21 protein-coding genes and 1 pseudogene are annotated in these 25,795 nt (G+C 55.2%); 11 read left to right on the top strand and 11 right to left on the bottom strand.

The annotated features are described in order from the left end of the window. Nucleotides 1-174 precede the first annotated feature (174 nt). Nucleotides 175-1,047, bottom strand: a pseudogene (locus JTM80_RS03455) (S1 RNA-binding domain-containing protein); the annotation flags it as partial. A gap of 421 nt (nt 1,048-1,468) precedes the next feature. Between JTM80_RS03455 and JTM80_RS03460 the strand changes: the two are divergent. Beyond that, on the top strand, nt 1,469-2,254 hold the full coding sequence (locus JTM80_RS03460; RefSeq protein ID WP_205370595.1) for an FHA domain-containing protein: 786 nt from the start codon (nt 1,469-1,471) through the stop codon (nt 2,252-2,254). A gap of 101 nt (nt 2,255-2,355) precedes the next feature. On the opposite strand, the gene JTM80_RS03465 is transcribed toward JTM80_RS03460, so the two are convergent. Then, nucleotides 2,356-4,416, bottom strand: a complete 2,061-nt coding sequence (locus JTM80_RS03465) for a hypothetical protein (protein ID WP_205370597.1) — start codon at nt 4,414-4,416, stop codon at nt 2,356-2,358. A gap of 495 nt (nt 4,417-4,911) precedes the next feature. On the opposite strand from JTM80_RS03465, the gene JTM80_RS03470 reads away from it, so the two are divergent. The 3 genes from JTM80_RS03470 to JTM80_RS03480 all read left to right on the top strand — a co-directional run bounded on the left by JTM80_RS03470 (nt 4,912) and on the right by JTM80_RS03480 (nt 7,464). Beyond that, nucleotides 4,912-5,430, top strand: coding sequence for an FHA domain-containing protein (locus JTM80_RS03470; RefSeq protein WP_205370599.1), 519 nt, complete (start codon nt 4,912-4,914; stop codon nt 5,428-5,430). A 268-nt stretch (nt 5,431-5,698) separates the two neighbouring features. Continuing rightward, nucleotides 5,699-6,460, top strand: coding sequence for a M50 family metallopeptidase (locus tag JTM80_RS03475; RefSeq protein ID WP_172354181.1), 762 nt, complete (start codon nt 5,699-5,701; stop codon nt 6,458-6,460). A 302-nt stretch (nt 6,461-6,762) separates the two neighbouring features. Continuing rightward, a complete protein-coding gene (locus JTM80_RS03480; RefSeq protein WP_255548867.1) occupies nt 6,763-7,464 on the top strand; it encodes a lecithin retinol acyltransferase family protein in 702 nt (233 codons plus the stop codon). 177 nt (nt 7,465-7,641) lie between these two features. Here the strand turns inward: JTM80_RS03480 and clpP are convergent, their stop codons facing one another. After that, a complete protein-coding gene (clpP, locus tag JTM80_RS03485) occupies nt 7,642-8,253 on the bottom strand; it encodes an ATP-dependent Clp endopeptidase proteolytic subunit ClpP (RefSeq protein ID WP_172354183.1) in 612 nt (203 codons plus the stop codon). 132 nt (nt 8,254-8,385) lie between these two features. Further along, nucleotides 8,386-8,796 carry a hypothetical protein gene (locus JTM80_RS03490; RefSeq protein ID WP_225906750.1) on the bottom strand — a complete coding sequence of 137 codons (411 nt, stop codon included), beginning with the start codon at nt 8,794-8,796 and terminating at the stop codon, nt 8,386-8,388. 393 nt (nt 8,797-9,189) lie between these two features. Here JTM80_RS03490 and JTM80_RS03495 point away from each other — a divergent pair, with 393 nt between their 5' ends. From JTM80_RS03495 to JTM80_RS03505, 3 genes are all read left to right on the top strand, one after another. Then, nucleotides 9,190-10,020, top strand: a complete 831-nt coding sequence (locus JTM80_RS03495; protein ID WP_172354184.1) for a photosystem II manganese-stabilizing polypeptide — start codon at nt 9,190-9,192, stop codon at nt 10,018-10,020. Nucleotides 10,021-11,089: 1,069 nt separating this feature from the next. Next, nucleotides 11,090-11,896 (top strand): RNA polymerase sigma factor SigF, encoded by an 807-nt coding sequence (locus JTM80_RS03500; RefSeq protein ID WP_172354186.1) that lies wholly within the window; start codon nt 11,090-11,092, stop codon nt 11,894-11,896. Nucleotides 11,897-12,998: 1,102 nt separating this feature from the next. Beyond that, nucleotides 12,999-13,955, top strand: coding sequence for an RNA polymerase sigma factor, RpoD/SigA family (locus tag JTM80_RS03505; protein WP_172354187.1), 957 nt, complete (start codon nt 12,999-13,001; stop codon nt 13,953-13,955). 91 nt (nt 13,956-14,046) lie between these two features. Here JTM80_RS03505 and bchD read toward each other — a convergent pair whose 3' ends face one another. From bchD to JTM80_RS03535, 6 genes are all read right to left on the bottom strand, one after another. Then, the gene (bchD, locus tag JTM80_RS03510) at nt 14,047-16,137 is read right to left on the bottom strand and encodes a magnesium chelatase ATPase subunit D (protein WP_205370604.1); all 2,091 of its coding nucleotides are present in this window, start codon (nt 16,135-16,137) and stop codon (nt 14,047-14,049) included. A 70-nt stretch (nt 16,138-16,207) separates the two neighbouring features. Further along, the gene (gene pip / locus JTM80_RS03515) at nt 16,208-17,155 is read right to left on the bottom strand and encodes a prolyl aminopeptidase (protein ID WP_172354189.1); all 948 of its coding nucleotides are present in this window, start codon (nt 17,153-17,155) and stop codon (nt 16,208-16,210) included. Between the two features lie 118 nt (nt 17,156-17,273). After that, the gene (locus JTM80_RS03520) at nt 17,274-17,558 is read right to left on the bottom strand and encodes a hypothetical protein (protein ID WP_172354190.1); all 285 of its coding nucleotides are present in this window, start codon (nt 17,556-17,558) and stop codon (nt 17,274-17,276) included. Nucleotides 17,559-17,716: 158 nt separating this feature from the next. Further along, entirely contained in the window at nt 17,717-18,652 is a 936-nt protein-coding gene (gene accD, locus JTM80_RS03525; RefSeq protein ID WP_172354191.1) for an acetyl-CoA carboxylase, carboxyltransferase subunit beta, read from the bottom strand. Nucleotides 18,653-18,853: 201 nt separating this feature from the next. Continuing rightward, nucleotides 18,854-19,078 carry a hypothetical protein gene (locus JTM80_RS03530; RefSeq protein WP_156435370.1) on the bottom strand — a complete coding sequence of 75 codons (225 nt, stop codon included), beginning with the start codon at nt 19,076-19,078 and terminating at the stop codon, nt 18,854-18,856. Between the two features lie 241 nt (nt 19,079-19,319). Further along, a complete protein-coding gene (locus JTM80_RS03535; RefSeq protein WP_205370606.1) occupies nt 19,320-20,159 on the bottom strand; it encodes an A24 family peptidase in 840 nt (279 codons plus the stop codon). A 722-nt stretch (nt 20,160-20,881) separates the two neighbouring features. Between JTM80_RS03535 and JTM80_RS03540 the strand changes: the two genes are divergently transcribed. Continuing rightward, nucleotides 20,882-21,106 (top strand): DUF2811 domain-containing protein, encoded by a 225-nt coding sequence (locus JTM80_RS03540; RefSeq protein ID WP_172354193.1) that lies wholly within the window; start codon nt 20,882-20,884, stop codon nt 21,104-21,106. Between the two features lie 509 nt (nt 21,107-21,615). Continuing rightward, the gene (gene hemJ / locus JTM80_RS03545; protein WP_172354194.1) at nt 21,616-22,206 is read left to right on the top strand and encodes a protoporphyrinogen oxidase HemJ; all 591 of its coding nucleotides are present in this window, start codon (nt 21,616-21,618) and stop codon (nt 22,204-22,206) included. A 429-nt stretch (nt 22,207-22,635) separates the two neighbouring features. Here hemJ and JTM80_RS03550 read toward each other — a convergent pair whose 3' ends face one another. Then, complete coding sequence (locus JTM80_RS03550; RefSeq protein ID WP_172354195.1) at nt 22,636-23,121, bottom strand: hypothetical protein; 486 nt, start codon at nt 23,119-23,121, stop codon at nt 22,636-22,638. A 197-nt stretch (nt 23,122-23,318) separates the two neighbouring features. On the opposite strand from JTM80_RS03550, the gene JTM80_RS03555 reads away from it, so the two are divergent. Both JTM80_RS03555 and JTM80_RS03560 read left to right on the top strand, forming a co-directional pair. Beyond that, a complete protein-coding gene (locus JTM80_RS03555) occupies nt 23,319-24,632 on the top strand; it encodes an NF041680 family putative transposase (protein WP_205369514.1) in 1,314 nt (437 codons plus the stop codon). Between the two features lie 425 nt (nt 24,633-25,057). Beyond that, nucleotides 25,058-25,756 carry a COP23 domain-containing protein gene (locus tag JTM80_RS03560; protein ID WP_205370608.1) on the top strand — a complete coding sequence of 233 codons (699 nt, stop codon included), beginning with the start codon at nt 25,058-25,060 and terminating at the stop codon, nt 25,754-25,756. Nucleotides 25,757-25,795: the final 39 nt, after the last annotated feature.

Genomic DNA, 25,795 nt, shown 5'->3' on the forward strand with positions numbered 1-25,795 from the left:
TTCAGCGGCTTCGTCTGTGGCTGAGTCGTCCGATGCAGCAGGTTCGTCCAGGGCTTCTGGGGCTTCTGGGGCCTCTACATCTCCTACCGCTTCTTCAGCCAGCTCGACGCTGCTTTCTGCATCTGTCTCTGCATTTCTCTCCACATCTTTAGGGGCGATCGCGCTGGCTGCCGACTGCTGAAGCTTTTGGGCACGAGCCTCGGCCTCGGCCATCACCGCCGCCATGTTTTCCAGCATCTCACCGGGATAGTTTTCCAGCGGCTTGGTAGACAGCGAAATCCGCCGCTTGACTTCATCCACCTCATTCACGAGCGCCCGGACGGGCTGCCCTAGCTGAAACAGGTCGCCAAGGGACGAGATGTAGTTCTTGCTGATCTGATTGATGTGGAGCAGCCCCGTCGCGCCGTCAAAATCCACAAACACGCCAAAGGGCTTGATACCCGACACCTTACCGCTGATCAGTTGACCTTCCACGATTTGGCTAAAGCTGGCAGCTTGCGCGGCTAGCCGCTGCGACAGCACCAGTTTCTTGGTGGTGGGATTCACCTCGATAAAGGCCACCGTCATAGACTTGCCAATCAGAGACTCCAGGTTCTCTCGCTCGCTCAGGTGCGATCGCGGAATAAAGCCCCGCAGCCCCATTGCATCCACCGTCACGCCGCCTTTGTTAAACCCGTTCACCCGCACCTGGATCGTTTTGTTTTCCTCCTGCATTTCGGCGAACTGGCTCCAGATCTGGCGCAGTTCAAGTTGACGCAGCGATAGCGTCACCTGGCCATCAGCATCCTGCTCCCGCACAATGAGAAACTCGCGCTCCTCTTGCAGCGGCAGCACTTCTGACACGTTGCTGATGCGCCGCAAAGACGCTTCCTCTAGCGGCAAAAACGCAGCGGACTTGCCGCCAATATCGACATAGGCTCCGTCCGATTCATAGCTGTAGGCCTTGCCCCGCACGATTTGTCCCTTCTGAAACGCATAGTCGTGCTGTTCTAGGGCTTTGGCAAAGTCATCACTGGAAAACGACAAACGACTGACCTCCTCAAGCAGGTATCTAGAGAACCCGCCGCTCTTGGGCTGCCCTGAGCGTAGCTTGGCTCAGGTCTGGCGGATTTTTGAAGTAGGCAATTGGCTTCAATTGAGCTTTTTTAATATAAGCGATTCTTTGGTTAATCAGCATCGTTAGCCAGGGGTGAAACGGTTGGGCGACGAGTTTGGGCTGCTACCGAGGCAGAACATTTCCAGAAATAGGCGGGAAATGCACCAGTGCGCTTGTAGAGTCATTAATGGGGCAAGCTATTTGTAGGCTGATTGCAGGCTGAAATGACACGCTGAAATTGCACGCTGAAATTGCAGGCCGAACCGTGCTAGGTTAAGCCTCTTCCTGGCTCAGACGTGCCCAGCCTGCCTCGCGCAGATGCCCTGTTCATTCACTGGAGCTAAGACCCACGGTAAGGGGAGCGGTCTATTTATGATTGTTTGTCCGAATTGCAACCATCAAAATCCCGATGGCGCAGTGCAGTGTGAAGCCTGCTACACGCCGCTGCCCACCATGATGAGCTGTCCCAACTGTGGGGCTTCGGTTCAGTCCGATGCCAGCTTTTGTGGACAGTGTGGGTTTAACCTGCGGGCGGCGGCGGCAGAGGGGACAGAGGTGTCCACACCAACGGTCGCGCCTGATTTTGCAATTCCCGATTTGCCAGCAGTAGAACCCTTGGTTCCACCCGATCCATTGCCAATTACGCCGCCGATTGCAGCAACACCGGACTCGTTTGCAACTTCGGGCGTTTCACCCGTTTCTGAACTTCCGCCACCGCCGCCACCACCTGTCACGCCGCCCGTTGCGCCGCCATCGCCTGTCACGCCGCCCGTCGCAGTGCCGCCAGTAGCTAGTCCGACCGCTTCCTTGGGGCCGACCCAACTCCAGACGCAGCGAGCCAGCTTGCTGCACGTGCAGACCAATCAGGTTGTAGAGCTACCCCAAGCGCTACCTGTCGTTCACATTGGCAAGCCCAACGACCGAATTCCGCCGGATATTGACGTGTCTGGTTTTCCCAGTTCAGAAATTGTGTCGCGGGTTCACGCTGATATCCGGGTGGAGGGCGATGCCTATTACCTGGAAGATGTGGGCAGTTCCAATGGAACCTACGTGAACAACATGCCGCTGCCGATGGGCAACCGCCACCGCCTGCGGCCGGGCGATCGCATCTCGCTGGGCAAGGGCGATCGCATGACGTTCCTGTTCCAGCTTTCCTGAGCGGGCAATGACTTTGCTCATGCATTTGCTGCCCATGCATTTGCTGCCCATGAATCTGCTTAGGGTTCAGCGCTAGACCTGACGCTGGATCGAGCGCCAGTCTAGTGCAACTCCTGAAGCAATTGCTGAAGCTGCTGCTTCAGGCTGTCCTGCGTTTGCTCTTGGGCGATGATGCTGGCTTGGAGGCGATCGCGCTCGTCTTCTAGGTGGCTCATTTTGGCTGCCAGCTTCTCGCGCAGGTCATTTTCGCTGCCGCTGTTATTCAAGGGCTGCAATTTTTTGGCAATGCCTTCCTGCTCGTCAGAGAGGCGATCGCGCTTTTTGGCAAGCTTCTGGATTTCCTGCTGCGTTTGGGCAATCTGCTGATGCAGGTCTAGAATGCCGCGCAACTCCTGAAACAGGCTGGCGTTGATAAATTTGTTGTGCAGGTACGCCTGGAGAGTCTGGTAATCCAGGTTGAGGATTTGTTCGTCTCGAGAAATTTTTCGGCGCTGCTGCACGCGAAACTCGCTCTGCTGCCGGGGGGCGATCGCCAGCTTCCAGCGCTGAAACTCAGCCGTCTGCTCCATCGGCTCCACCGTCTCAAACAACTCGTAGCCGCTGAGAATGCGCTGCTCAATCACCAAAGCAATGGGATAGGTGTTGCGGTTGTCGATGCGGTAGACGGTCTGGCGGGTTTCCCACTGGTCATGAACGAGGTAGTCACCTTTCCCAAGGGCGATCGCCGCCGTTTCCAGGCGTGACTCGTCTTCCCGCAAAATCTGCACGCCCAAATCCACAGCGTAGGGCACAAAAAACTCGCCCTCAGCAGGCGTAAAGCTCAGCACTGCTTCCCCCACGTAGTTCTCTGCCTCCAGCACCGTCGCCGGGCCGCGCTCTAGGGTCAGCCCAGTCGTGTTGGTCGCGACGATGGTCACCACTGGATGGTCTGGCATTTTTTCAGCGTTGAACCAGTGCTGTTTGCGGCTGGCCAGCGTTGCGCCCAAAATCGGCACCATCGCGCTCTGTCCCCGCTTGATCGTGACCGGAATGCCCACGTCGTACTGAAACAACTCGCCCCGCGCCACGCCCGTTGCCTGAACCTGAGTTGCCTGGGCCAGGTCGCGGCGGGCAGATTTGAACCGACTGCTGCCCATGCCTGGAGCCGCTAGCTCTGCATCTAAATCAGACTCGTAGAAGTTGGAATCCCTATCGAGTAAGCTGTGCGACACAGATGCCACATCGATATGTGAATATAGGCGACCTTCTTCAAAGCTGACGGGGCCCGCCACCGTTCGCGCTTCGTCCTCGACAGTGGGGCGATCGACAAAGCGGGGCGTGTAGAGGTCGTAGATAAAGCTGATGGGCTGTCCCGCGATCAGCGTTAGGGAGACATCTTCGAGATCTTCATCGAGCTGGTTGTCCACAATGCCCCAGCCCTGGATGAATAGCTGACCGCTGTCGCTGTTGTCGGCAACACCACTGCCCTCGGCAGGTGCATCGGGCGTGTAGCCGAGGCGATAGCTGACGCGCCAAGTGGGGCTGGGAGCAACATAGCTAACTAGCAGATCTTGATTGGGGCGATCGAGAAAAATGGTGACGCTGCGCTGTTCCTCGCGGGATTGGCTCAAGTCCAGCACATAGCGCAGATCATCGCCGCTGCGAGCATCCAAAATATCCAGACCCCGCACCTGAGACAGCAGAAACGTCCGCAGGCTAGGCGTGCTGTCGGCTTCGCTGCCTGTGGTCATGATGGCGACTAGAGTTTGCTCTGGCTTTTCGGCAATCTGGTTTAGCCCCACCATGCAGCCGCTGACCACAAACTCGGAGCCAGACGCGCTGATGATCCGCTCCTGCGCCCCGTCGGTTTCGCCGCCAGCGATATGGAGCCGCACCTGACAACCCCGCAGCGATCGCACCAAATCTAGCCAGGCCTGGCGATCGCTCAACACCAGCGGCGCTTTGCTCAGCGCGTCTTGCTTCTCTTCCGGCGTTTCATAGGACACGTTCACCACCTGCCCATCGCCCTGGGGGAAGGCCGCCAAGCTTTTGAGGATATCGTTCATTTCCTCTTTTTTGAACGTCAAGGTGACGGAGGACTCTGGCCCCAAAGCCCCCAAGCGCTCAAAGAAACCGACCCCGTGCTTGTATAGCACCATGCGCTTTACCGGTAAGTTGGGCATGACAGACGTTTTCCTCCAGCATCAACAATGACCGAAATGACCGATCTATCAAGAATGCAGATCTATCAAGAATGCAGAAGAACACAGGACAGACCGGAAATCGCCTCAAATACCCCAGCAGCCTCACACAGACCCTCAAAACATTGGCACACATTGGCACTTCCTAGAGTTCCCAGCCTATTCTAGATTGAGGCAGTCTTGTCCAGATTTGCCCCCTACGCGAAAGTCAAGTTGACCAGACCTGGCCATAAAGTTTGCATTTGCTTTTAAGAAAGCGACATAGGATTGCAGCGTAGGATTTAGGATGAGTGGATGATGGATGCCAGCCGTTGTTTCACCCTACGGCCAGCAGCCTGTCGGATCAGTCACAATACTTGATCAGCCCCAAGATTCAGTTTCAAATTTCAGCCATAAAATTCAGTCGCCCTGCCATCAGGCATCTCTTCCTGAAAATTTGCCACTCTGTTCTTTCGCCGTAGGTTTTGCGTCACGAGTGTGATTACTTTATCCCTTCTGCATCCGGTCAAGCAGATTCCAGCCCAGGTTTGGAAGTTTGAAAATGAGTCGGTGATTCGCATTGGGCGAGCGACCGATAATAATGTGATTCTCTACAGCGCTGTCGTGTCTCGCCATCATGTAGAGCTGCGTCGGGTTGGCGCAAATTGGGAAATTGTTAACTTGGGCACAAACGGTACCTACCTGGACGGCAAGCGAATTACGCAAGTCCCACTGACGGATGGCGCAGTGATTCGGCTGGCCCGCTCTGGGCCGAATATTAAGATTCGCCTGGGCAGCGAAAACGGTGATGACCCACCCACGACCGGATTGGTGAGCGATCGCACGGTTGGGCAGCCTGCCTCCGATTTGCCCCAAGCCCCAACCGAAATCACCCGCGGTCGGCAGGAGGGCGATCCAGACTCTCCCGACGCAGCGACCAAAATCCATCGCCCACCGACTCCCGGCGGGGCAATTCCAGTGCCGCCCCATTTGCAGTTGCCTGATCCACCAACTTGAGTAGGAGGCGCTGCCGCTAGTGGCCTTCTAGGGCGTCCCTCTCTCTCTGTCTCTCTAGGGATTTCAGGTGTTGTGAACTGCTGACTAAACCGTGACCTGGCAAGTTTTGACCTGGCAAGTTTTGACCTGGCAAGGTTTCGAGTAGGCTATGCCCAGTGCCCCAGAGTTACGCCTGGAATCATGCCTGGAGTGGCACAGGGGGCGATCCACGGAGGCAAGCGCTAGAGTTGAGTCATGGTTCTGCAAGACTCCTCCTTCAAGCCCTGCCATGACGAATCGCTGGAACAAAGACAATCCGTTTGATGACCCGCAACGGTGGGATGGCTCCGACTCCAAGTCTGACCGGGTGGGGTTGACCTGGCTGGTCGCAGCGGCGATCGCCACCAGTCTGCTCTGGCAATTGCCCATTGGCAACTACATCCTGTATCCCTTCAGCATTTTGGCGACCTGGTTTCATGAAATGGGGCATGGACTCATGGCCATGCTGCTGGGCGGCAACTTCCAGCAGTTGCAGATGTTTCCCAACGGCTCTGGCTTTGCGGTTCACAGCGGCAGTTTGTTTTTGGGGCCCGTGGGTTGGGCGCTGGTGGCGGCGGCGGGGCCGATGGGGCCGCCGATCGCTGGGGCGCTGTTTATTCTGGCATCGCGCAGCCGCCAGATGGCCCGCTATGCGCTGCTGTTTTTGGGGGCAATGCTGATTGGGTCGGCGCTCATCTGGGTGCGATCGCTCTTTGGGCTGGTGGCCGTGCCGTTTCTGGGGGCTGCGGTGCTGGCGATCGCCCTCTCCGGCTATCCCTGGCTCCAGGTCTTCGCGATCCAATTTCTGGGTGTGCAGGCGTGCGTCAGCACCTATCACCAGATGGATTATCTGTTCACCCGCCAAGCCAATATCGGCGGGCAAGTCCTCCTGTCGGACTCTGGGCAAATCGCTCAAAACCTGCTGTTGCCCTACTGGTTTTGGGGCGGGCTAATGGCGATCGCCTCGCTGCTGTTGCTGGTCAAGAGCCTCCAGATCGCCTATCGAAATTAAGGGATAGGACTTACGCAATTGGACAATGTCTCGCGGGCGCAGCCCAGGAGATATTGTCCAAAATCCAAAGAGCTTATCGCAAGTGCGTAAGTCCTGAAGGGATTTGGATTCGGAGGTGAGGCAGCAAACAGAGTTTTGCCAATCGCTTGCCTAAGATAAAATTTTGCAGCAGCTCATGCAGGGTGCTGAAACCAATAGGCACTTTGGCCTGTGCAGGTGAAACTCGCCGTCAAACCTGATTCTCAACCCCAATCCCAACGCTTTACCCCTTGAACATGGCTCGAGGCGACCAAATCTACGTTATGCGACCGCTCGCTGGCATGGACGGTGTGTATGAACACCACGGCATCGACTGCGGCGATGGCAGCGTCATTCACTACAGCAAAGCCACCGAGCCGCCGACGATTCGCCAGACAGAGTTTTCGGCGTTTTCCTGGGGCAACCGGGTGTTCGTCAAGCAATACACCGTTTGCTATTTGCCCGATATCGTGATCGAACGGGCCGAGAGTCGGCTGGGTGAACAGCGCTATAGCTTGCTCGAAAACAATTGCGAACACTTTGCGACCTGGTGCAAAACGGGCCGCAGCGTCAGCGAACAGCTTGCAACCTTTGGACTCGATGCCGCCATGCTCAACCCCCGCAGTTCTCGCCGCATGATGGAAGACGCAGTGCTGGCGAACGACCCTGCAATGGCGCTGCAACAGTTCGACCAGGCGCGACGGAATATGGCGATCGCCTGCGACCAACTCCAGCGACAAATGCAGGTAGCCCAGAAAGACATGGACACCTGGCATCGGATCGCAGAACTGGCCCTCAAGCAAGGCAAAGAACCCGCCGCCCGCGCTGCGTTGGAGCGAAAAGTCGCCGCCAAACGCGAACTCACCGACTATCAATCCCAACTCGACCAGCTCGACATCCTCGCAGCCGACCTAGAGCGTAACGCGGCAGCCCTACACCAGCGAATTGCGCTCTCTACTTCGCCAGAGCATCAGGATTGGGGCTGAACCTGAGTTTTGCGCCGGTTTTGGACTTTGGATTTTAGATTGACAATTTTGGATGAGAGCTTTTGGCACCGCCCAAAATCCCAACTCTACAATCCAAAATTGCCGAGATCTTTCAGAGGGGTTGCCGAAAGCCTCCACACAGCTTCCACAAAGCCCCCACTAAGCCCCCACTAAGCCCTAATTGGCGCTGACCACCGTCGGGCGACTGCCGACCGAATGCTTATCGATCACCTGATCAATCAAGCCGTAGTCCATCGCTTCCTTAGCAGACATGAAAAAGTCGCGCTCAGTATCGCGCTCAATGCGCTCTAGGGGCTGCCCTGTGTGCTTTGCCAGCCAGCGGTTGAGATTTTGTTTGTGGTAGAGAATTTCTTTTGCCTGAATCTCGATGTCTGTTGCCTGACCCTGGGCACCGCCGAGGGGTTGGTGAATCATAATCCGCGAGTGGGGCAGGCTCATCCGCTTGCCCTTAGCGCCAGCGCTCAGAAGAAATGCGCCCATGCTGGCGGCTAGCCCGACACAAATCGTGCAAACATCCGGGCGCACATGGTTCATGGTGTCAAAAATGCCCATGCCAGCAGTCACAGAGCCGCCTGGAGAGTTGATATAGAGATAGATGTCCTTTTCGGGATCTTCGGCTTCTAGAAACAGCATTTGCGCCACGATCAGATTCGCAACGTCAGAATCGACAGGCTGTCCTAGAAAAATGATGCGCTCCCGCAGCAGACGCGAATAGATGTCAAAGGCGCGTTCGCCGCGACCCGATTGTTCAATAACGGTAGGAATCATGGAGCCTTTCCCAAGTAGAACCTTTCTACTTATTTTAAGCCGTGTTTTGTTAAGCCGTGTTTTGAAAGTCGTCGCTGAGGGTTTAAAGCGGGTGGCTCCGACCCAGGAAGCACACCCCTAATGCTCTCTCGTCTATCGGCGCGGAAAGTCTTCTGGGTCAGCGATGGGGTTCAGGGGGTTGGGCGATTCAGCAGGAGGCTCATCTAGCAGGTGGCGCAAGAGCGATCGCAGCTTCATGCGACTAATGTAGGGCCAGCCACCTTCGGCCTCCATATCGCGCAGCAGGGCGTAGAGCGAATGGCGATTTTTGGGCAGCGTTTCTTGAAACATCGTGTCGCGGATTTCTTGATGCAGCTTTTCTAGCAGGCGCAATAGCCGCAACAGCGCAACGCCATCGCCTTCAGACGCTTTGGCGGTTTCCTGTACCTGTTGGGCGATCGCCTCTAGATGGCGCTGAAGTGTCTTCTGAGGCTGGAGCGCTTGCTCCAAACTTGCCAGATCTGGATGAGATGGGCGATCGCCTCCATTATCCTGCTCGTTCATGCCGCTCCACGCTCCACACAACTGAGAAACAACTGCTGAGAAACAACTGCAAAAGAATTTGCGAAAGAATCACGAAAGAACTCTGCAACACCTATGAAACACTTGTTCCATGCAATTTTCTATACATTTCTACACAATTCACGTCCCTTATCATCTACGCCAAAGCCAGGATTTACTCTAAAGTCTCGCCCTGAAGTCTTACGAAGTCGGTCTGTTCCAGAAACAAGCGCACAAGGTCTTGTAAAATTCAACATTAGAGTATCAGACACAATCTGTTAGATTTGTTCGACTAATCTTGTTCGATCAAACATTCGACCCAACAGACCTACGAATTCATCCACTAGAATTCATCCACCACCAAGCCATATCAAGATTGAGATATCGAGGTTGACCATGAGGTATCGCGCTCTAATTGTCGCGCTGATTGCGCTCTGTATGGGGTTTCTCACTGCCTGTAGCAGCGGCACCCCTACCGCCGCCAGCGGCCCGCTCACCTATGAGCAAATCCGAGGCACTGGTCTAGCTAACAAATGCCCTACTCTTGACACCATCAAGCGGGGTTCCATTCCGATTGACCCCAGTGAGACTTACAAAATCGTCGATCTGTGCCTGGAACCGACCAACTACGCTGTGAAGACAGAGCCAGCAAACAAACGCCAAGAGGCAGAATTTGTGGCTGGCAGACCGTTGACACGCTATACCTCCAGCCTCGACCAGGTGCGAGGCACGCTAAAGGTCAACCCCGATCGTAGCCTCACCTTCATCGAAGAAGAAGGCTTTGATTTCCAGGCCATCACTGTGCTGCTGCCCGGTGGAGAGGAAGTCCCTTTCCTGTTCACCATCAAGGACTTGGTTGCTACAACTCAGCCTGGATTGGACAGCATCTCTGCCTCCACGGACTTCGAGGGTGAGTTTAAGGTGCCCTCCTACCGCACGTCTAACTTCCTTGATCCCAAAGGTCGCGGTCTGACGGCGGGCTACGATAATGCAGTTGCGCTGCCTGCCCAGGCCGACAGCGATGAACTTCAGCGCGAAAATAAAAAGGCGTTTAAGACGGGTCGTGGCAATATCTCCTTCCAGATTGCCAAGATCAATGCCGCAACGGGCGAGATCGCTGGAACTTTCCTGAGTGAGCAGCCTTCAGATACTGACATGGGTGGCAAGGAACCTCTGGATGTTCGTATTCAGGGGCTATTCTACGCTCGGATTGAACCCGCTGCGTAGTCCCTCAAGACTCTATGAGAGTGACTGGCTACAGATTTTGATCTTTTAGCCCTTCTAGATTTTGAAACGAAAAGACCTGCTGGCAAGGCGCTGGCGGGTCTTTTCATGTTTGGGCTCAGTTTTTGGGCTAAATTTTTGGGCTAAATTATGAGGTTTCCATAAAGCTGAACTTTACTAAAACTTTAAAAAGTGCGGTTTGGAATCACGCTTTTATAAAGTCTGGAGCCAGAGAGAATCACAGTTTTCACACCATGTAATCCTCAAAGTTAGGAGCTAAAAGGTCTACTGGAAACTACCTGTCAGCTCTGTCTAGGGCCAGTTAAACGCTGTTTCTAAAGGGCGATCGCCCTCCTTGTCTTAAAGGCGATGTCCAGTTCACTGCTCCGCCGAGGGGCGATCGCGCTTAACGCTTTCTCATGATATTGCTCCATAATATTGCAAGCTTTCATCTTAAAATGTAAACTGCTCATCAGTGAATTCCACAGACTCGCGTCTGATTCTCTCCTCCTAATTCATTCATCAATCCGTCTCAAACTTTTAGAGGATCTATCCCGATCTTCATCTAATGAGGCGATTCAGGTTTTTCGACGCTTCTTTCAGGTTCCGTAAAAATGCAGTTGTAGGCGTTGCCCTAAACCAAATACCTTGAGTTCAGAAATTTTCTGGGGCCTCGTCAAGCGGCAGATTTATTACTATCAAGCAACGTTACTGGAGCTTTAGTGATTAGAGTTCGTTGTCAGAAATTTAGGATAGCTGAAACCTCTGACTTCATACGTTAGCTCACTGCTCCAAATTCGCTGCTCCAAATGCTTGCAAGTAGTAACCAGGCTCTAAGCAGCAAATAGGCTCCAGTTAACAAGCAAGAGCGTTTCTGCGCTCACTAGCCTGGTTTCACAACCTGCAAGCGGCTGTTTAAGCCTCTGCTAACCTGCCAAATTTAAGTAAGCCATTGAGTCAAGTAAGCCAGGTAACTTGAGTTTCAACTTCTCAGTTTGATACCCTTGTGCCTTTCATAGGGATGCATCTAGGTTACGGTCTCTCGGCTAACCCCATCTACCTGAATCTCGTCATGTCTACACCCATTTCTACAGAACTTAAGACTGAAAGTTTACAACTCCTGCGAGATTATCAAACCTCTCCAACTGCCGAAATCCGCAATCAATTGGTGCAACTCAATTTTGGTTTGGTTCGCAAAGAAGCGCATCACTGGGTCAATCAATGCACCGAAAGCTATGATGACCTGCTCCAAGTGGGAAGCCTAGGACTGATCCGTGCTATCGAGCGGTTTGACATGAGCAAGGGTCATGCCTTTAGCTCCTTCGCCATTCCCTACATTCGTGGCGAAATTCAGCACTATCTGCGCGATAAGGGGTCTTCTGTTCGGATTCCTCGTCGCTGGCAGGCGCTTCAGCATCAAGCTGCAACCGTTACGCGCACCCTCCAGGCAGAGCTTCATCGTTCTCCAACCGATGCTGAACTTGCCTCTGCTTTGGGAGTCTCGCTCGACGAGTGGCAAGAAATCAAACTCGCCTACCGCAATCGGCTGCCCCTCAGCCTCGATGCGCCCATGCGAGAAGAAGAGGAAGGCGCAACGCTAGGTGAAATGCTGCCCGATTCGCAATACCGCAGTTTCCAGCTTGCTCAGGAAGACCAGATCCGGCTTCAACAAGCCCTGTATCAGCTTGAAAAGCGAACCCGCGAGGTTCTGGAAGCCGTTTTTCTCTATGACTTGACGCAAAAGGAGACAGCCGAGCGCTTGGGCATTAGCGCGGTTACTGTATCCCGCCGCGTTAAGAAAGGACTGAAACTCCTGAAAGAGTCGATGCTGGGCGCAGAGCCAGCTAGTCCATCGCGAGAGATTGGACGCTCTGCTTAGGGTTCAGCGTTGCTCGCTGAATTGCTCAGCTTGCCTTTCGAGTTCATGGCTTTGTCAGTCCCCGATGCTGCTTCTCAGAATTAAGCAGTGTCGGGGTTTTTGCATTTTTGTTAGTGTCCTTGGTTTTTCGCCACCTCAATCTGGCAACTGCTGAAACCCTTACAGCATGGTTGTTCTTGATTGGTCATTGTGAGGGTGGCGAATAAATCGGGACCCTGACGCATTTTTCGATCACATCCTCAGCCAACTTCTTGCTTTCTGTAGAGCAGAAAGCGTGTAAACCGGCCCCTTAGGCACAGGCGGTGATCAACGCAAGTCTTGTAAATTAAGGTATCTCAGTCGGAAGCGTTGTCTAAATGACTGGCTTATGCAGGCGGGAGAGGCTGATGCGGGTGCATAGCATGATACCTAGAGTCGATAGATTGCTGTGTGTGCCGCATATCCAGTTGTCTAAGCCAGCTTTCTACAGTTCGCATTTCTACAGTTCGCATTCTGTCAGCGATTAGGACTTGGGCTGAATTATTAAAAAAACATTACGAACGAGCTGCTTGCGGAGGTGACCGATGCTGACTCTGATCACACTGGTTTTGTTGTACAGGATGCATTCATATCGGGAAAATCTCGGTAAGGTTGGGTCTAATGTTTCTGGATATGCTCCCAATTCGCTGATCTAGGGACGTGACAGCATCTCTCATAAGTGTTACATTTTTTAATATTCAGATTGAGCAAAGGGTTTCTGGGTGGTGAGTATCGGAGTGTATGAGGTGCTTCGTGTTGGCTGTCTCCCAGGCGTGTCTTCCAAAAGTTATTCACCTGATGAGTCTGTGATTAGGTTTCGGGTTCGATGCTGGGTCTGAGGTGCTTTTCTGAGAGGCGATCGCTCTGGTCGGGAGGCGGCATCTGTTGCCAAAGGGTAGCAGCCAAAGCTTGGCCATTGAGTGGTAGCTGAGGGTTCGCAATCAAATAGCAACTGAATAGCAATTGAATAGAGTCGTATCCAGCCCTCAGCGCTCTGGTCTTTAAGGTTTTTATTTTTCTCGGTTGGGTAGTTGCCCGGTAGCTGCCCCGTTTTGTGTTTTTCCAACTCCTCACGTGTCTTGTCATGAAAACGAGTCAAGCCTCCACCGATCTGGTTCGCACTTACCTTCGAGAAATTGGACGGGTTCCTCTGCTGACGCACGAGCAGGAAATTCTGTATGGAAAGCAGGTTCAGCGTCTGAGCCTGTTGCAGGACGTGAAGGCGGCGCTGTCGGAGCAGCTTGGGCGATCGCCCAGCCTGAAAGAATGGGCAGACCAGGCCGGCCTGTCGGTCGATGAGCTAGAGCAGGTGGTGGCCGAGGGCGAAAACGCCAAGCGCCGCATGGTAGAGGCCAATTTGCGCCTAGTGGTGTCTGTAGCCAAAAAATATATCAAGCGCAATGTGGATTTGCTGGATCTGATCCAGGAGGGCACAATTGGGATGCAGCGAGGCGTAGAGAAGTTTGACCCAACCAAAGGCTATCGCTTTAGTACCTACGCCTATTGGTGGATTCGGCAGGCAATTACGCGGGCGATCGCCGAGAAAGGGCGCACCATTCGCCTCCCAATTCACATCACCGAAAAGCTAAACAAAATTAAGAAAGCGCAGCGGCAGCTTGCTCAGCAGCTTGGTCGAGCAGCAACCGTTTCGGAACTGGCGACGGAGCTAGATATGTCGGTGAAACAGGTGCGCGAATATTTGGAGCGGGCACGCCAGCCCCTATCGCTGGATTTGCGAGTGGGCGATAACCAGGACACGGAACTGGGTGAGCTGTTGGAAGACACGGGGCCGTCTCCGGAGGACTATGCTGCCAATTCTTCGCTGCGAAACGAGCTTGAGCAATTGATGGCAGAGCTAACGCCGCAACAGCGCGAAGTCTTGTCGCTGCGCTTTGGGCTAGAGGATGGGCGATCGCTCACGCTGGCCAAAATTGGCGATCGCCTGAACATCAGCCGCGAGCGGGTGCGCCAGATCGAGCGGGAAGCCTTGACCAAACTGCGGAAGCGCCGGGCCGACATTCGCGAATACCTGGCCAGCTAGCACAAACGAGCTTTGGGGTTCGGACTCTGAGGGGGAGTGGCGATTCTCCGCTTCCCCTTTTATTTATATTTATGCATTTTTCTTATGCTCTCTAGCCATTCTTGGCATCTCGCAATGCACCCATTGTGGCAGCGGCGATCGCCTGGTCGGTGGCCTTGGGCAGGTGATAATACTTGCCACCTGCCTGTTTCGCTAGTTCTTTAGCAAAGCCCGTAGACACAAACTTATTCTCCGTGTCAATCACTAAAAGCTGAATATTTTGCGCCCGAATCTTGGTGGCAATGTCCAGCAGTTCCGCCTTAATGTCCGGCTTCTCTTCGCTGAGGATGGGTTCCCCCAGGGATTTGGCCAGCGGCACGTTGCCTCGTCCATCGGTAATAGCCACAATCACCACCTGTCCAATGTCACCGGAAGAGCGGGCATTCACCCCCACGCGCACCGCCTGCGTGAGTCCATGCGCCAGGGGAGAGCCGCCCCCACAGGGCATCCGCTCCAGTCGTCGCCGTGCCGAGGTGATGGAGCGAGTCGGGGGTAGCAGCACTTCTGCCTGGTCACCCCGAAAGGGAATCAGCGCCACTTGGTCACGGTTCTGGTAGGCCTCTGTCAGTAGCCGCAGAACTGCGCCCTTGGCAGAGTTCATCCGGTTCAGCGCCATTGATCCAGAGGCATCGACCACAAACACAATCAGCGCCCCCGCCTTGCGGGCCAGCCGCTTGGCGCGAAGGTCCGACTCTTCCACAAACACCCGCTTGCGAGGCGGCTGAGTTGCCGCTGCTCCCTGCTCGTAGCGCGATCGCCGGGCCTTTTGATAGGGCGCTGCCGAGCGCAACGTCGCGTCTACAGCAATCCGCCGCACCTTGCCCCTGGGCAGCATCGGCTTGATGTAGCGTCCCCGATCTTCCGAAAAGATCAGACTGCGCGACCCCGACTTGCCGCGTCGATTGGCCATCTGAGCAAAGTACAGCACCGACGGGTCGAGCAGCACGCCCTCTGGGTCAAAGATAAACTCCTCCGGGAGTTCCGGCGGATCTTGGGACTGGTCTTCTTCGTTCTCGTCTTCGTCGTCTTGCTCGTCTTCGTCCTGATCCTGGTCAGACGGCTGCTGATCCTGGGGCGGCGGGGGTGGCGGGGGCGATTCATCTTCGGGCGGCGGCTGGAGATCCAGCGCCCGGGGCACAATCACCAGCTTCACAGCCACGCGCAGATCGTCGGCGCTGACCTCGGTACGCCCTTCCAGCGCTGCGTTTGCCTTGGCCACCCGCACAGCAAACAGTTCCGCCCGATGCCCCTGCACGCCGCCGCGCAGCGCTTCCTGAACCAGATACTCAATCTGGGTGCAGGAAATGGTGACATCCTGGAGCCACTCGCGGGCGAGGATGATCTGGGTTTTGAGATTGTCCAGTTCTTCGCGATAGAGCTTGAGAAAATCTTCCGGCGACTGGGCATAGTCTGTAGCCCGCTCTACGGCTGCCACACGCTGGTCTAGCCCCAGGATTTCGTCCGCCGAAAGGGCGATCGCAATTCGGTCGAGCAAATGATTTCGCAGGTCGCCCTCTTCGGGGTTATAAGTGGCAATCAGCAGCGGCTTGCAGGGATGCTGAAAGCTAATGCCTTCGCGCTCAATCTGGTTGCGTCCCTCCGTCAGCGTCGTCAGCAGCAGATTCGCAATCTGGTCATCCAGCAGATTGATTTCGTCCACATACAGCACGCCTCGGTGCGCCTCTGCCAGCAGCCCCGGCTGGAATACGGTTTCCCCCGCCTTGATGGACTGAGCCACATCCACCGAGCCGAGCAGCCGATCTTCCGTTACGCCCAGCGGAATTTGGATAAAGGGAGCCGGGATGACGTGCGTGGGCAAAGCAGAATCCGCTTCGGGATCTGCTTTGAAATCCGCTGCTGCTTTGACCTCTGCGTATTTTTTCAGCGTGTCATCATCCCAGGCTTCGGGCAGGAGCGGATCGGCATTGCAGCAGGAGCCTTCGATGACTTCGATGGGGGGCAACAGCGCATGAATAGCGCGGGCCATGACGGATTTGGCCGTGCCGCGACGACCCGCAATCACCACGCCACCTAGCCCCGGGTCAACGGCGCAGAGCAGCAGGGCCAGCTTAATCGCCTCCTGTCCGACAACGGCGGTAAGGGGAAAACTGAGGGGTTGATCGGTCAACGTGGCGGCAGGCATGGCGAAAATCCAGGCGGGTTCAGGCTTCCAGCATATTCAGCATATCAGGAAGCGGGGCAGGGGGTTGGGGCTAGAGGGCGGAAAAGCGATCGCTCGCGTCCAGCAGCGCCGTCCGAATTCCTGGTTCGTTCATCGAGTGGCCTGCATCTGGCACGAGAATTAGCTCCGCCTCGGGCCAGGCGCGGTGAAGCTCCCAGGCAGACACCGCTGGACACACTACGTCGTAGCGCCCCTGCACAATTACGCCGGGAATGTGGCGAATGCGATCGACGTTTCGCAAGAGCTGGTCGTCTGGTTCAAAAAAGCCCTTGTTCACAAAATAATGGCATTCAATCCGGGCAAAGGCATCGGCAAACTCCGCCTCTGCAAAGCGCTCCTTTAGGTTGGCATCGGGCAGGAGCTTGCTGGTACTGGCTTCCCAGACCGACCAAGCGCGGGCCGCCTCCAGCCGAATTGCCGGGTCATCGCTGGTCAGCCGTCTGTAGTAGGCGCTGATTAAATCGTGCCGCTCCTCCGCAGGAATCGGCTTCAGGTAGTCTTCCCAGGCATCGGGATAGATGTAGCTGCATCCCTCCTGGTAGAACCACAGCAATTCCTTGCGCCGCAGCATGAAAATGCCCCGCAAAATTAGCCCCTTGCAGCGGTCGGGATGGGTCTGGCTGTAGGCGAGAGAGAGCGTGCTGCCCCAACTGCCGCCAAAGACCACCCAGCGATCGATGCCCAGGTGCGTCCGAATTGTCTCAATGTCATTCACCAAGTCCCAGGTGGTGTTTTCGCGTAGTTCGGCGTGGGGCGTGCTGCGACCACAGCCCCGCTGGTCAAATAGAACCACGCGCCACTTTTCCGGGTCAAAAAACTGGCGATAGCTGGGCGTAATGCCGCCGCCGGGGCCGCCGTGCAAAAAGACGACGGGTTTGCCTTGGGGGTTGCCCGCTTCTTCGTAGTAAATGGTGTGTAGGTCGGAAACCTGGAGGGTGCCAGAGGCGTAGGGTTCGATGGGGGGGTAGAGATCCCGCATGGGAGGAGAGAGAAAAAAGAGGGAAGAAAGAAGAGGGAAAAAGGAAGAGAGAAGAACGAAGAGGGAAGAAGGAAGAACGAAGAGGTGGGGGGAGGGGTGGTGGTGCTGGTCTGTATCCTTATTCGGGAGTGTGTGGGGCGATGACGGTGGTGACTTGGGATGTGCGATCGCACACGATCCAGCCCAGGTCTGGGGTTACATCGGCAGGGTTTTCGGTGACGCGAAAGAAGACTTTGCCGTCGGTTCGAGACTCGATGGCAAAATCGGCGCGATCGGCGTAGAGGACTTTGTAGCCCCGATCTTGCAGGCAATACTTGGCCCAGGCTTTGAGGGAGTGCTTTTGCGGCTCGTAGGGAATCGGAGGCTGGCGAAACACCTCCTGCATTGCGGCGATGAGTTGCATAGGGGCGTAGCAGCAGGATCTCAGTAAAGACAACAGATCCACCATACAAGCTTTTTCCTGTCCGGATGGTGACCGCTTGCAATGACGGCTTATATGCGGTGTGAAATTATTGAAACTACTGAAATTACGCTGAAATTGCTATCGAAGCCACAACGAGATTACAACTCGTGGGGAATTTTGAGTGGCAAGGTTTCGGGTACGGTGTCGGGGACGTGAACCGCGTGGGTTGCGGGCTGTGGAGGCTGATGCAGCAGGATGAGTTGGGCCAGGGTTTTTTTCAACTCAGTGCGCGGCACGATGGTATCTACAAAGCCGTGGTTGAGCAAATATTCCGAGGTTTGAAAGTCGTCGGGGAGCTTTTCGCGGAGGGTCTGCTCGACGACACGCCGCCCTGCAAAGCCGATAGTGGCCTGGGGTTCCGCCAGGATCAGGTCGCCCAGCATAGCAAAGCTAGCCGTTACGCCGCCCGTTGTGGGATGGGTTAGCACGGGGATGTAGAGCAGACAGGCTTCTCGGTGTCGCTCTAGGGCCCCGGAGATTTTCGCCATTTGCATGAGGCTGAGCATTCCCTCCTGCATTCGTGCGCCGCCAGAAGCACAGACGATAATCACTGGGAGGCGATCGCGCGTGCCTCGTTCAATCATGCGGGTCAGCTTTTCGCCCACGACAGACCCCATGCTGCCGCCCATAAAGCGAAAGTCCATCACGCCCAGCGCCACGGGCAAATCGTTCAGCCGTCCAACGCCTGTGGCAACAGCATCCCTGAGGCGTGTTTTTTCCTGAGTGTCGCGGATGCGATCGCTGTAGGATTTGCGATCGCGAAAACCCAGCGGATCGGTGGGCGATAGGTGTTCGTCCAGCGGGGTCCAGGTGCCTGGATCGATCAGTTGCTGAATGCGCTCGTCGCTAAAGATGCGGTTGTGATGCTTGCACTCTGGACAGACCATGAGGTTTGCCCGCAGGTCTTTGGTATAGGTCAACACGCCGCAGTTGGGGCACTTGCTCCAGAGTCCGTCGGCGATTTCTCGCTCCTGCTGATTCTGGCTGATGGCACCAGCTTTGCGTCGATTTGCAAACCAGTCAAACAGAGACATGAAAAAAACAGGGGATAAAGGGTGGTGTTAAATTTTGCTGAGGCGGCGCTCTATGGCAAAGGCTCTATGGCAAAAGAGAATGGAAAGAGTGGATTGGGGAAGATTCTGTGAAAACGGGAGACTTTACGTAGAAGACTTTACTAAAGGGATAAGTGGGGAGGCGTTTCTAGTGTGCTAAGAGAGGGCGATCGCCCCTCTGCGCTACTCCGGTTTTACGTCCTCTGCGTCATCGATAGGACTCAGCAGCAGCAGCGCCGTCCACCAGTCTCGCGGGTCAACCTGCACCGCCGCAGGCGTGCCCCCGCCGAAATGCGCCTGAACGCCCTGTGCCACCACCCGCGCCGGAATCTCATGAGCCGCCAGCATTTGCTGCATGAGTTCTGCTTCCAAATAAGTATTGGTGGTTCTCAACGTTGTCCAAGCCACATCCGTAGCGTATGTGATTCAAACTACGATGTTGATTCTATCAGAGGCGGGGGGAGATCAGGGGTTGGGGGTTGGGGGCCGGAGCGGTTCTGCGTCCTGTTGCTTTGCTCTGAGATCTTGATTCTGGCTTTTAGATTAGCGATTTTAGATTGCCAGTTTTAGATTCCCAGTTTGAGGGGCTGCAAGGCTTCCAGCCATTTCCTCTGGGGCGCTGTTTGGGGAATTTAGGGAATTAGGGAATTTATTGAACAATGCCCCAAAAGAGCCCCAGGTAGCCGCGAATCAGGCTCTCTCCAAAGAAGACGGCGAGAATCGCGCCAAGTGCCAGAAACGGGCCGAAAGGGATGGGCTGGCGACGGCTGAGCAAGCCAAGGGCGATCGCCCCCCCGCCCACAAACGCCCCCAACACGCACGCCAGAAACCCCGCCAGCAGCAGCAATTTCCAGCCCAGCCACGCCCCCATCATCGCCGCCAGCTTTGCATCACCGCCGCCCATTGCGGTTTGCCCCAAAGCTACAGAGCCAACAAACGTCATCAGATCCAGCCCCCAGATGCCCAGCACTGCGCCCACTACGCCGCCCATCACCGCTGCGGCGCTGCCCATCAGGCCGCCCGGCCCAGTGGCGACTCCCTGCGACCAGCCCATCGCCGCCTGAAAGACCAACCCCGCCACCAGTCCCGATTGGGTCAGCACGTTGGGCAGGGTGAGCGTATCCAGGTCGATCAGCGCCAGCGCCATCAGCCAGCTCACCAGCGCCCAGTAGCCCACCGCAGGCAGCGGTAGCGCAAAAGACTGAGCCACGGCGACAAACAGCAAGCCTGTAATCAGTTCCACCAGTGGATATCGGGGGGAAATCGACGCTTTGCACGTTCGACACTGGCCACCCAACCACAGCCAGCCCAGCACGGGCACGTTGTCGTAGGGCCGGATGGGGGTGAGGCAAGAGGGACAGCGAGACGGCGGATGCAGCAGCGACAGCCCCGCCGGAATCCGATACACCACCACGTTGAGAAAGCTGCCGACCGATGCGCCGATGAGAAACACGATCAGTGCCCTCAGTCCTTCAAGAATTAGCTCCATAGACCAAAAATTAGACAAAAATTAGACCAAAGTGACCGAAAGCCCTTGAATCCTAGTCTCTGTAAGCGCTGCAATGTCAAGCTATGGCCAAAAGTCAGGGCGCTTTCCAGCAGTTTGCAATTCTTATCTTTCGGGGCGATTTTCCCCACAGTCTCCACAAGCTTTCCACAGCGATATCGAAGTTTTCCACAGGGGATCGGGCAGTTTTCCACAGGCTTCTACGGTGGCATTGGGGCTAGAGGAATTTTCTGGGGAATTCGCCAAAGGGCGATCGCCCCCTCAGAATCATCGGGCTTTAATGAAGTTTCGTAACAAAAAACGACCTCAAATCCGCATTGCACCGTAAAACTTTTTTAAATCTAAAGCCCTCTGCAACAGTTCTTAAGGTTGACAACCCCACCCCCTCCTGGCGCAAAATGATGCGACCTGCTCAATTAAAGCGCTCCTTGGCAGAGGGGACCGACTATCACCAGAGTTCGATTTTTCGGTCTGGCGTGTCGCTATCCGTCCTCTGGCGAGAGTTTGCGCTGCTTTTGTGTGCCTGAGCGTCGGGACAAAGCGGCAACTTGCTGCCTCCCCTCACCTCCACCATCAGGTGCGTGCCTTTTCAAAACCTGACCTCATTCTGGCTGGCCCAGTCAAACGAGAGGGTTTATCGAGTTTGGTTCCTGCGTCCGAGCTTCTGTTTCACCATCCAAAACTTCATCACTGAGGTTTCCCACATGAACGCAACTGTCAGCATCCTGGCCGAAATTCCTGAAGATTTGCACCTATCCCTCAAGGGCTACCTGGAAACCCATCCCGATTGGGATCAAGACCGGGTGTTCTGCGCCGCGCTGTCGCTGTTCTTGCTGCAACACGTCAGCAGCAACAGCCCAACCACTGCCCACTGCTATCGGCAGGCAGCACGGGTCTACCTCGACACGCTGTTCAAACATGCCGTTTAAGCCGTTTAACAGGTTTAGGACTTGCACACTGGCGATGGGTTTTCTGGATTTTGGACGATTTTTCGTAGACTGCGCCTGCGAGAAATCCTACAACTGCGTCAGTCCTAAAGTTGTTTAACGGGTTTGGGGGATGCCGTCTTAGCGATGCAGAGCGATACAGGCAGCCCCCCAAACGGCTGGATGCGATCGCGCAACATCCGACAGAATCTAGCCGTTTACTTCAAAAGCTCCCCGCCCAAACTGCAAACCTTGAGCGGGGAGTTTTTAGAATCAGCAGATGCACCCGTTCCACAGACAATTGCGCTAGGCAATTGCGCTGAACGGCTGCTTACCTCTCAGACAGCTAAAAGCGAATGTCACAGGTCAACACTGCGTCAGCGCTGCGTTAAATAGTAATCAGAGTTTTATGCGGCAAATTTCAAGAAATCTAAAGCCAGTCCGCCCTGGCCCCAAGGTGGCTTGATATGATCGGGCTTGCACGACTTTGACGCTGTGGAAAGAGACTTTAGATGAACTATTTTTGGTTTAAGGCCTTTCATATTGTGGGCATTGTGGCGTGGTTTGCAGGATTGTTTTACCTGCCGCGCCTATTTGTGTATCATGCTGAGGCGTATGAACAGCCCGAACCCGCCCAGAGCATTCTGAAAAACCAGTATCAGATCATGGAGAAGCGGCTCTACAGCATCATCATGACCCCGGCGATGTTGTTGACCGTCGCGATGGCGATCGCCCTTATCACCACAGAACCCGAAGTCCTCAGGGAACCCTGGCTGCACGCCAAACTCGCCCTTGTGGTTTTGCTCATCGGCTATCACCACTACTGCAAGCGGCTGATGAAAAAACTGGCAGCCGACGAGTGCAAAATGACCAGCCAGCAGTTCCGCTGGTTCAACGAATTTCCCACGATTCTGTTTATTTTGGTAGTAATGCTGGCGGTGTTTAAGAACAACTTGCCGACGGATATCGCTGCCTATGGCGTGGTGGGGCTGCTGATTGCCTTTGCCGCCGCAATCCAGCTTTACGCCCGCAAGCGACGGCTCGACCGCGAACGCGCCCTCAGTGCAGACCTGTCCGATGCTGGCGTGGGCAGTTCGACCTAGCGCGAGACACAGGCTTCGGGGCCTTGCTCTAAGACATTTTGCTCTAAGAGCTAATTTATGAAGCAAATCTTAAGAAGCCTGAAACTCTTGGCATGTGTGGCTTTGAGGTCATGTTTGCCCAGGAAAAGCGGTTTCTCGGAAATCCTTGATTAACAAGGCTTTCAGGCTCCTTTACAAATTAGCTCTAAGACGTTTTGCTATAAGACATCTTGCTTTAGGACATTTTGTTTTAAGACAACATGCTCTAGGACATAAAGCGGCTGAGAGGTACTGGAGCGACAGCCCCGCCTAATTTGCAGCGTGCTACTCGCTCAACAGCGCCAGACTTTCGGAGAAATCAGCGTCTAGCACCTCTTCCCACTCTGAGAGCATGACGGCAAAATCGACCTTCTCTGGCGGTGAGAGATCAGAAGTGGCAATCGCCCCGACCTAGACCTTGCTCAGCAATTGATCAATCTCAAACACATCGGCCCCATAGTCCGATAGCTCCTCCCACTCGTTCGCCCAGGCAGCCGTAATTGTCTCTAAGATGGCGATCGCATTGTTGCCGTTGCCTGCCTCCACAAAGTCTTGCGCCTGTTGCAGTAGGTTTGAAATTTCTTCCGTAAATGGGTCATCCTCATGCCCCTCCTGCAAATACACCAGCCCATTCCGCAAAATTTCTCTCATTTCTTGCCGAATGGGTTTAATGTCAACCGTCGGGCGATAGCAACGTCTGGTGTCGCGGGGCGGCGCAGGATTTAAAAGCCTGAGAACATGGCGCTCGATCTCGTCCAGCAGTTGAGGATTGTCTTCTGCAAGCGCCTGGATTAGTCCCTGCGTTTGCACCAGGTTTAACCAATCGAGCAACTGCGCCAGAGTCGGGCGAGACTCGATTGGCTGCTTTTCCCGCACCACGCTCAGCCCCACCGCCACCAGATGCTTTAGTTTGGACTAATGGTGAAGAGGAAGGCAGTCAATGAGAAGCACCGACTGCCGTAAGGTCAATGAAGTACAACCAACATTGACCCCATGATTTTCAACTTTAGTTTGGACTAATGGTGAAGAGGAAGGCAGTCAATGAGAAGCACCGACTGCCGTAAGGTCAATGAAGTACAACCAACATTGACCCCATGATTTTCAACGAACTTCAGCAATTTCGCCAAACGTTGTATGCCAGCTTGGGAAACGCCAGAGATGCCCTGTTTGATCTGATGGATGCCGTGTTAGTGAGTGCGTGCATCGTGTCGTTTGTGAGGCTATCGCAGAGTCCTGTCTTTCGTCGCCAGTGGTCGAGCCCCTATGAAGCGTTGCGCGATAGCCGCCTACCCCGCTCAAAGGTGCTGAAGCTGTTGGTGCAGCAGATACCGACTCAGCAGCAACCGTTGTTGGCAGGTGATGCGAGTCGGTGGAACCGTCCTGCTGCCAGGCGTTTGAAAGACCGCACCTTATCAGGCAGAACAGGACATGCCCCGATAGCCGGACAAAACTACAGTACCTTAGCCTGGATTGCTGAAGACAGGGGCAGTTGGGCATTACCATTGCGGCATGAGCGCATCACCAGCTTTGAAACACCCGCCAGTAAAGCGGCATTCCAACTCAAACAAGTGACTCGGCAGTTAGCGGTGCGTCCGTTGGCGATCTACGACCGAGGGTACGGCAATGCCAGTTTTGTCAACCAAACGGCAGGGATTGAGGCAGACTTGCTGCTGCGGGTTACATCCAATCGATGTGTCTATGGCGCGCCCCCAGCGTATCGAGGGCGAGGCGCACCTGCCAAGCATGGACATAAGATGAAACTCAATGACCCTGACACTTGGAGTGTCCCGGTCGAAACCGTTGAAGTCGATGATCCCAACTGGGGACGAGTGCGGGTCAGTCGTTGGAGTGCATACCATTTCCGCAAATCCCCTAAACGGGCAATGGAAGTGTTGCGCGTGGAGGTGCTGGAGACACAGAGCAGCACGCGACGCTTGGCTCCTTTGTGGTTAGTTTGGCTGGGTGAGCAGATGCCTCCGTTAGAAACCCTGTGGTTGCACTACCTCCGTCGCTTTGCCATTGAACACTGGTATCGCTTTGCCAAGCAGAGGCTATATTGGACACATCCCCAGTTCAGTTCTGTATCGGCAACCGAACAGTGGAGCAGCCTGATGCCGTTGCTCAGTTGGCAGTTGTGGTTAGCGCGAAAGGACTGTACTGACCACCCCTTGCCCTGGCAGGCACCGCAAGAAACGTTGACTCCGGGTCGGGTCGCACAAGCGTTTGCAGGCATTTTGGCAGCGATTGGCACCCCTGCTCCTGCGCCTAAACCTCGTGGTAAATCGCCAGGACGAGGCAAGGGGCACAAGCCAACTCCTCGTCCCTGCTATCCGATGGTCAAAAAACGAGCCTCGAAACGCAAGACATCCGAACAATCCCTGAACAGTCCGGTTGCAACAGCAGCTTAACTGCGAGCAGGATTGTATCCAATTCCTTAAGTTCAACTGTTATGAACGGTTGAGCAGATTCTTTATGGCATCCTGTTGAGCATTATTGTGATGCCAGTTAGTCCAAACTAAAGAAGTTTGGAGCCTTGTCCCAAACCGGGGCTGATTCAGGCACTTTTTCTGAGGCGGCCCGTCCAGGGTTTGTATAGAACTGGGCCTAACAGGTGACTGAATCGATGAAATCAGTCTGGCACTGGGTTGCTGGGTAATGGGCGATCGCCCCTCTTCCAGTCCCACTTCTTCTATTACCAATAGGACTTACGCAGTTGGAGGATTTCTTGTGGGCGCAGCCCGCAAGAAATCCTCCAAAAACCAGAAAACTTATCGCAAGTGCGTAAGTCCTGACCAATTCATTCGCAGGCACATCAGGAAAGGGAGAGCCTCACATGCGTCAACAATTTAACCTCTGGCAACGATTGGCAAGCACAGCAGGTGTCGCGGTGGTGGTCGGCATGGGAGCCATGACGATGCCCAAACCTGCCGACGCGCAGACCGTGCCCAGCGGCACCCGCTTTAGCTGCCAGCTCGAAAATGGCGAGTATCAGGTGATGTATTCGCCCGCAAGCCAGCCAGGGCAGCTTTATCCCTGGGCGCGTCCCACGACGCTGGGCGGCGGCTGGACGGCCGATCGCCGCTGTGCCGAGATTGCGCGGAGGCTGGAATCTTATCGACCGGATGGGCTGACGGAACTGAAAACCGGGACGCTGAACGGCTATAACGTCGTCTGCGCCACGACCCAGCAGGTTCCCGACTGTCGTCTGGTGTTGACGGTGCCGCCCGGACAAGACCCGATCATCGTGCGCGATCGCGTGTTTGAAAACCTGACCGTAGCCGACAGCGGCCAACGCACCGAGGGCGTGACGACCTTCCAGGGGCGCGACGGTCGGCTGATCGAGCAAATTGGCGATGCGCTGAATCTCCGCCTGCCCCGCAGCCGCCGTTCCTCCCCTGCACCCGCCAGCAGCATCAACCTGCGGCCGTTCCTCGACCCGGCAGATGGGGGCACGGGCGATCGCCTGCGTTCTGCGGTTCCCGCCCGCTCAAGCTCTGGCAGCTATCGGCTGAATCCAGATCTCTTTCGATAGGAGGAGTTTGGCAGGCAGGAGACAGGGTTGAACCAATGG

It is taken from the genome of Thermoleptolyngbya sp. PKUAC-SCTB121, from assembly GCF_016919485.1.
GTDB classification, from domain to species: domain Bacteria; phylum Cyanobacteriota; class Cyanobacteriia; order Elainellales; family Elainellaceae; genus Thermoleptolyngbya; species Thermoleptolyngbya sichuanensis.

Excerpts from the sequence above, each read along its gene's own strand:
- bchD (WP_205370604.1), bottom strand. The coding sequence starts at position 16,137 with ATGCCTGCCGCCACGTTGACCGATCAACCCCTCAGTTTTCCCCTTACC.
- hemJ (WP_172354194.1), top strand. The coding sequence starts at position 21,616 with ATGAACTATTTTTGGTTTAAGGCCTTTCATATTGTGGGCATTGTGGCG.
- JTM80_RS03500 (WP_172354186.1), top strand. The coding sequence starts at position 11,090 with ATGTCTACACCCATTTCTACAGAACTTAAGACTGAAAGTTTACAACTC.
- JTM80_RS03475 (WP_172354181.1), top strand. The coding sequence starts at position 5,699 with ATGACGAATCGCTGGAACAAAGACAATCCGTTTGATGACCCGCAACGG.
- JTM80_RS03460 (WP_205370595.1), top strand. The coding sequence starts at position 1,469 with ATGATTGTTTGTCCGAATTGCAACCATCAAAATCCCGATGGCGCAGTG.
- JTM80_RS03480 (WP_255548867.1), top strand. The coding sequence starts at position 6,763 with ATGCGACCGCTCGCTGGCATGGACGGTGTGTATGAACACCACGGCATC.
- JTM80_RS03560 (WP_205370608.1), top strand. The coding sequence starts at position 25,058 with ATGCGTCAACAATTTAACCTCTGGCAACGATTGGCAAGCACAGCAGGT.
- accD (WP_172354191.1), bottom strand. The coding sequence starts at position 18,652 with ATGTCTCTGTTTGACTGGTTTGCAAATCGACGCAAAGCTGGTGCCATC.
- JTM80_RS03520 (WP_172354190.1), bottom strand. The coding sequence starts at position 17,558 with ATGCAACTCATCGCCGCAATGCAGGAGGTGTTTCGCCAGCCTCCGATT.
- clpP (WP_172354183.1), bottom strand. The coding sequence starts at position 8,253 with ATGATTCCTACCGTTATTGAACAATCGGGTCGCGGCGAACGCGCCTTT.
- pip (WP_172354189.1), bottom strand. The coding sequence starts at position 17,155 with ATGCGGGATCTCTACCCCCCCATCGAACCCTACGCCTCTGGCACCCTC.
- JTM80_RS03490 (WP_225906750.1), bottom strand. The coding sequence starts at position 8,796 with ATGAACGAGCAGGATAATGGAGGCGATCGCCCATCTCATCCAGATCTG.
- JTM80_RS03465 (WP_205370597.1), bottom strand. The coding sequence starts at position 4,416 with ATGCCCAACTTACCGGTAAAGCGCATGGTGCTATACAAGCACGGGGTC.
- JTM80_RS03555 (WP_205369514.1), top strand. The coding sequence starts at position 23,319 with ATGATTTTCAACGAACTTCAGCAATTTCGCCAAACGTTGTATGCCAGC.
- JTM80_RS03535 (WP_205370606.1), bottom strand. The coding sequence starts at position 20,159 with ATGGAGCTAATTCTTGAAGGACTGAGGGCACTGATCGTGTTTCTCATC.
- JTM80_RS03505 (WP_172354187.1), top strand. The coding sequence starts at position 12,999 with ATGAAAACGAGTCAAGCCTCCACCGATCTGGTTCGCACTTACCTTCGA.
- JTM80_RS03495 (WP_172354184.1), top strand. The coding sequence starts at position 9,190 with ATGAGGTATCGCGCTCTAATTGTCGCGCTGATTGCGCTCTGTATGGGG.
- JTM80_RS03540 (WP_172354193.1), top strand. The coding sequence starts at position 20,882 with ATGAACGCAACTGTCAGCATCCTGGCCGAAATTCCTGAAGATTTGCAC.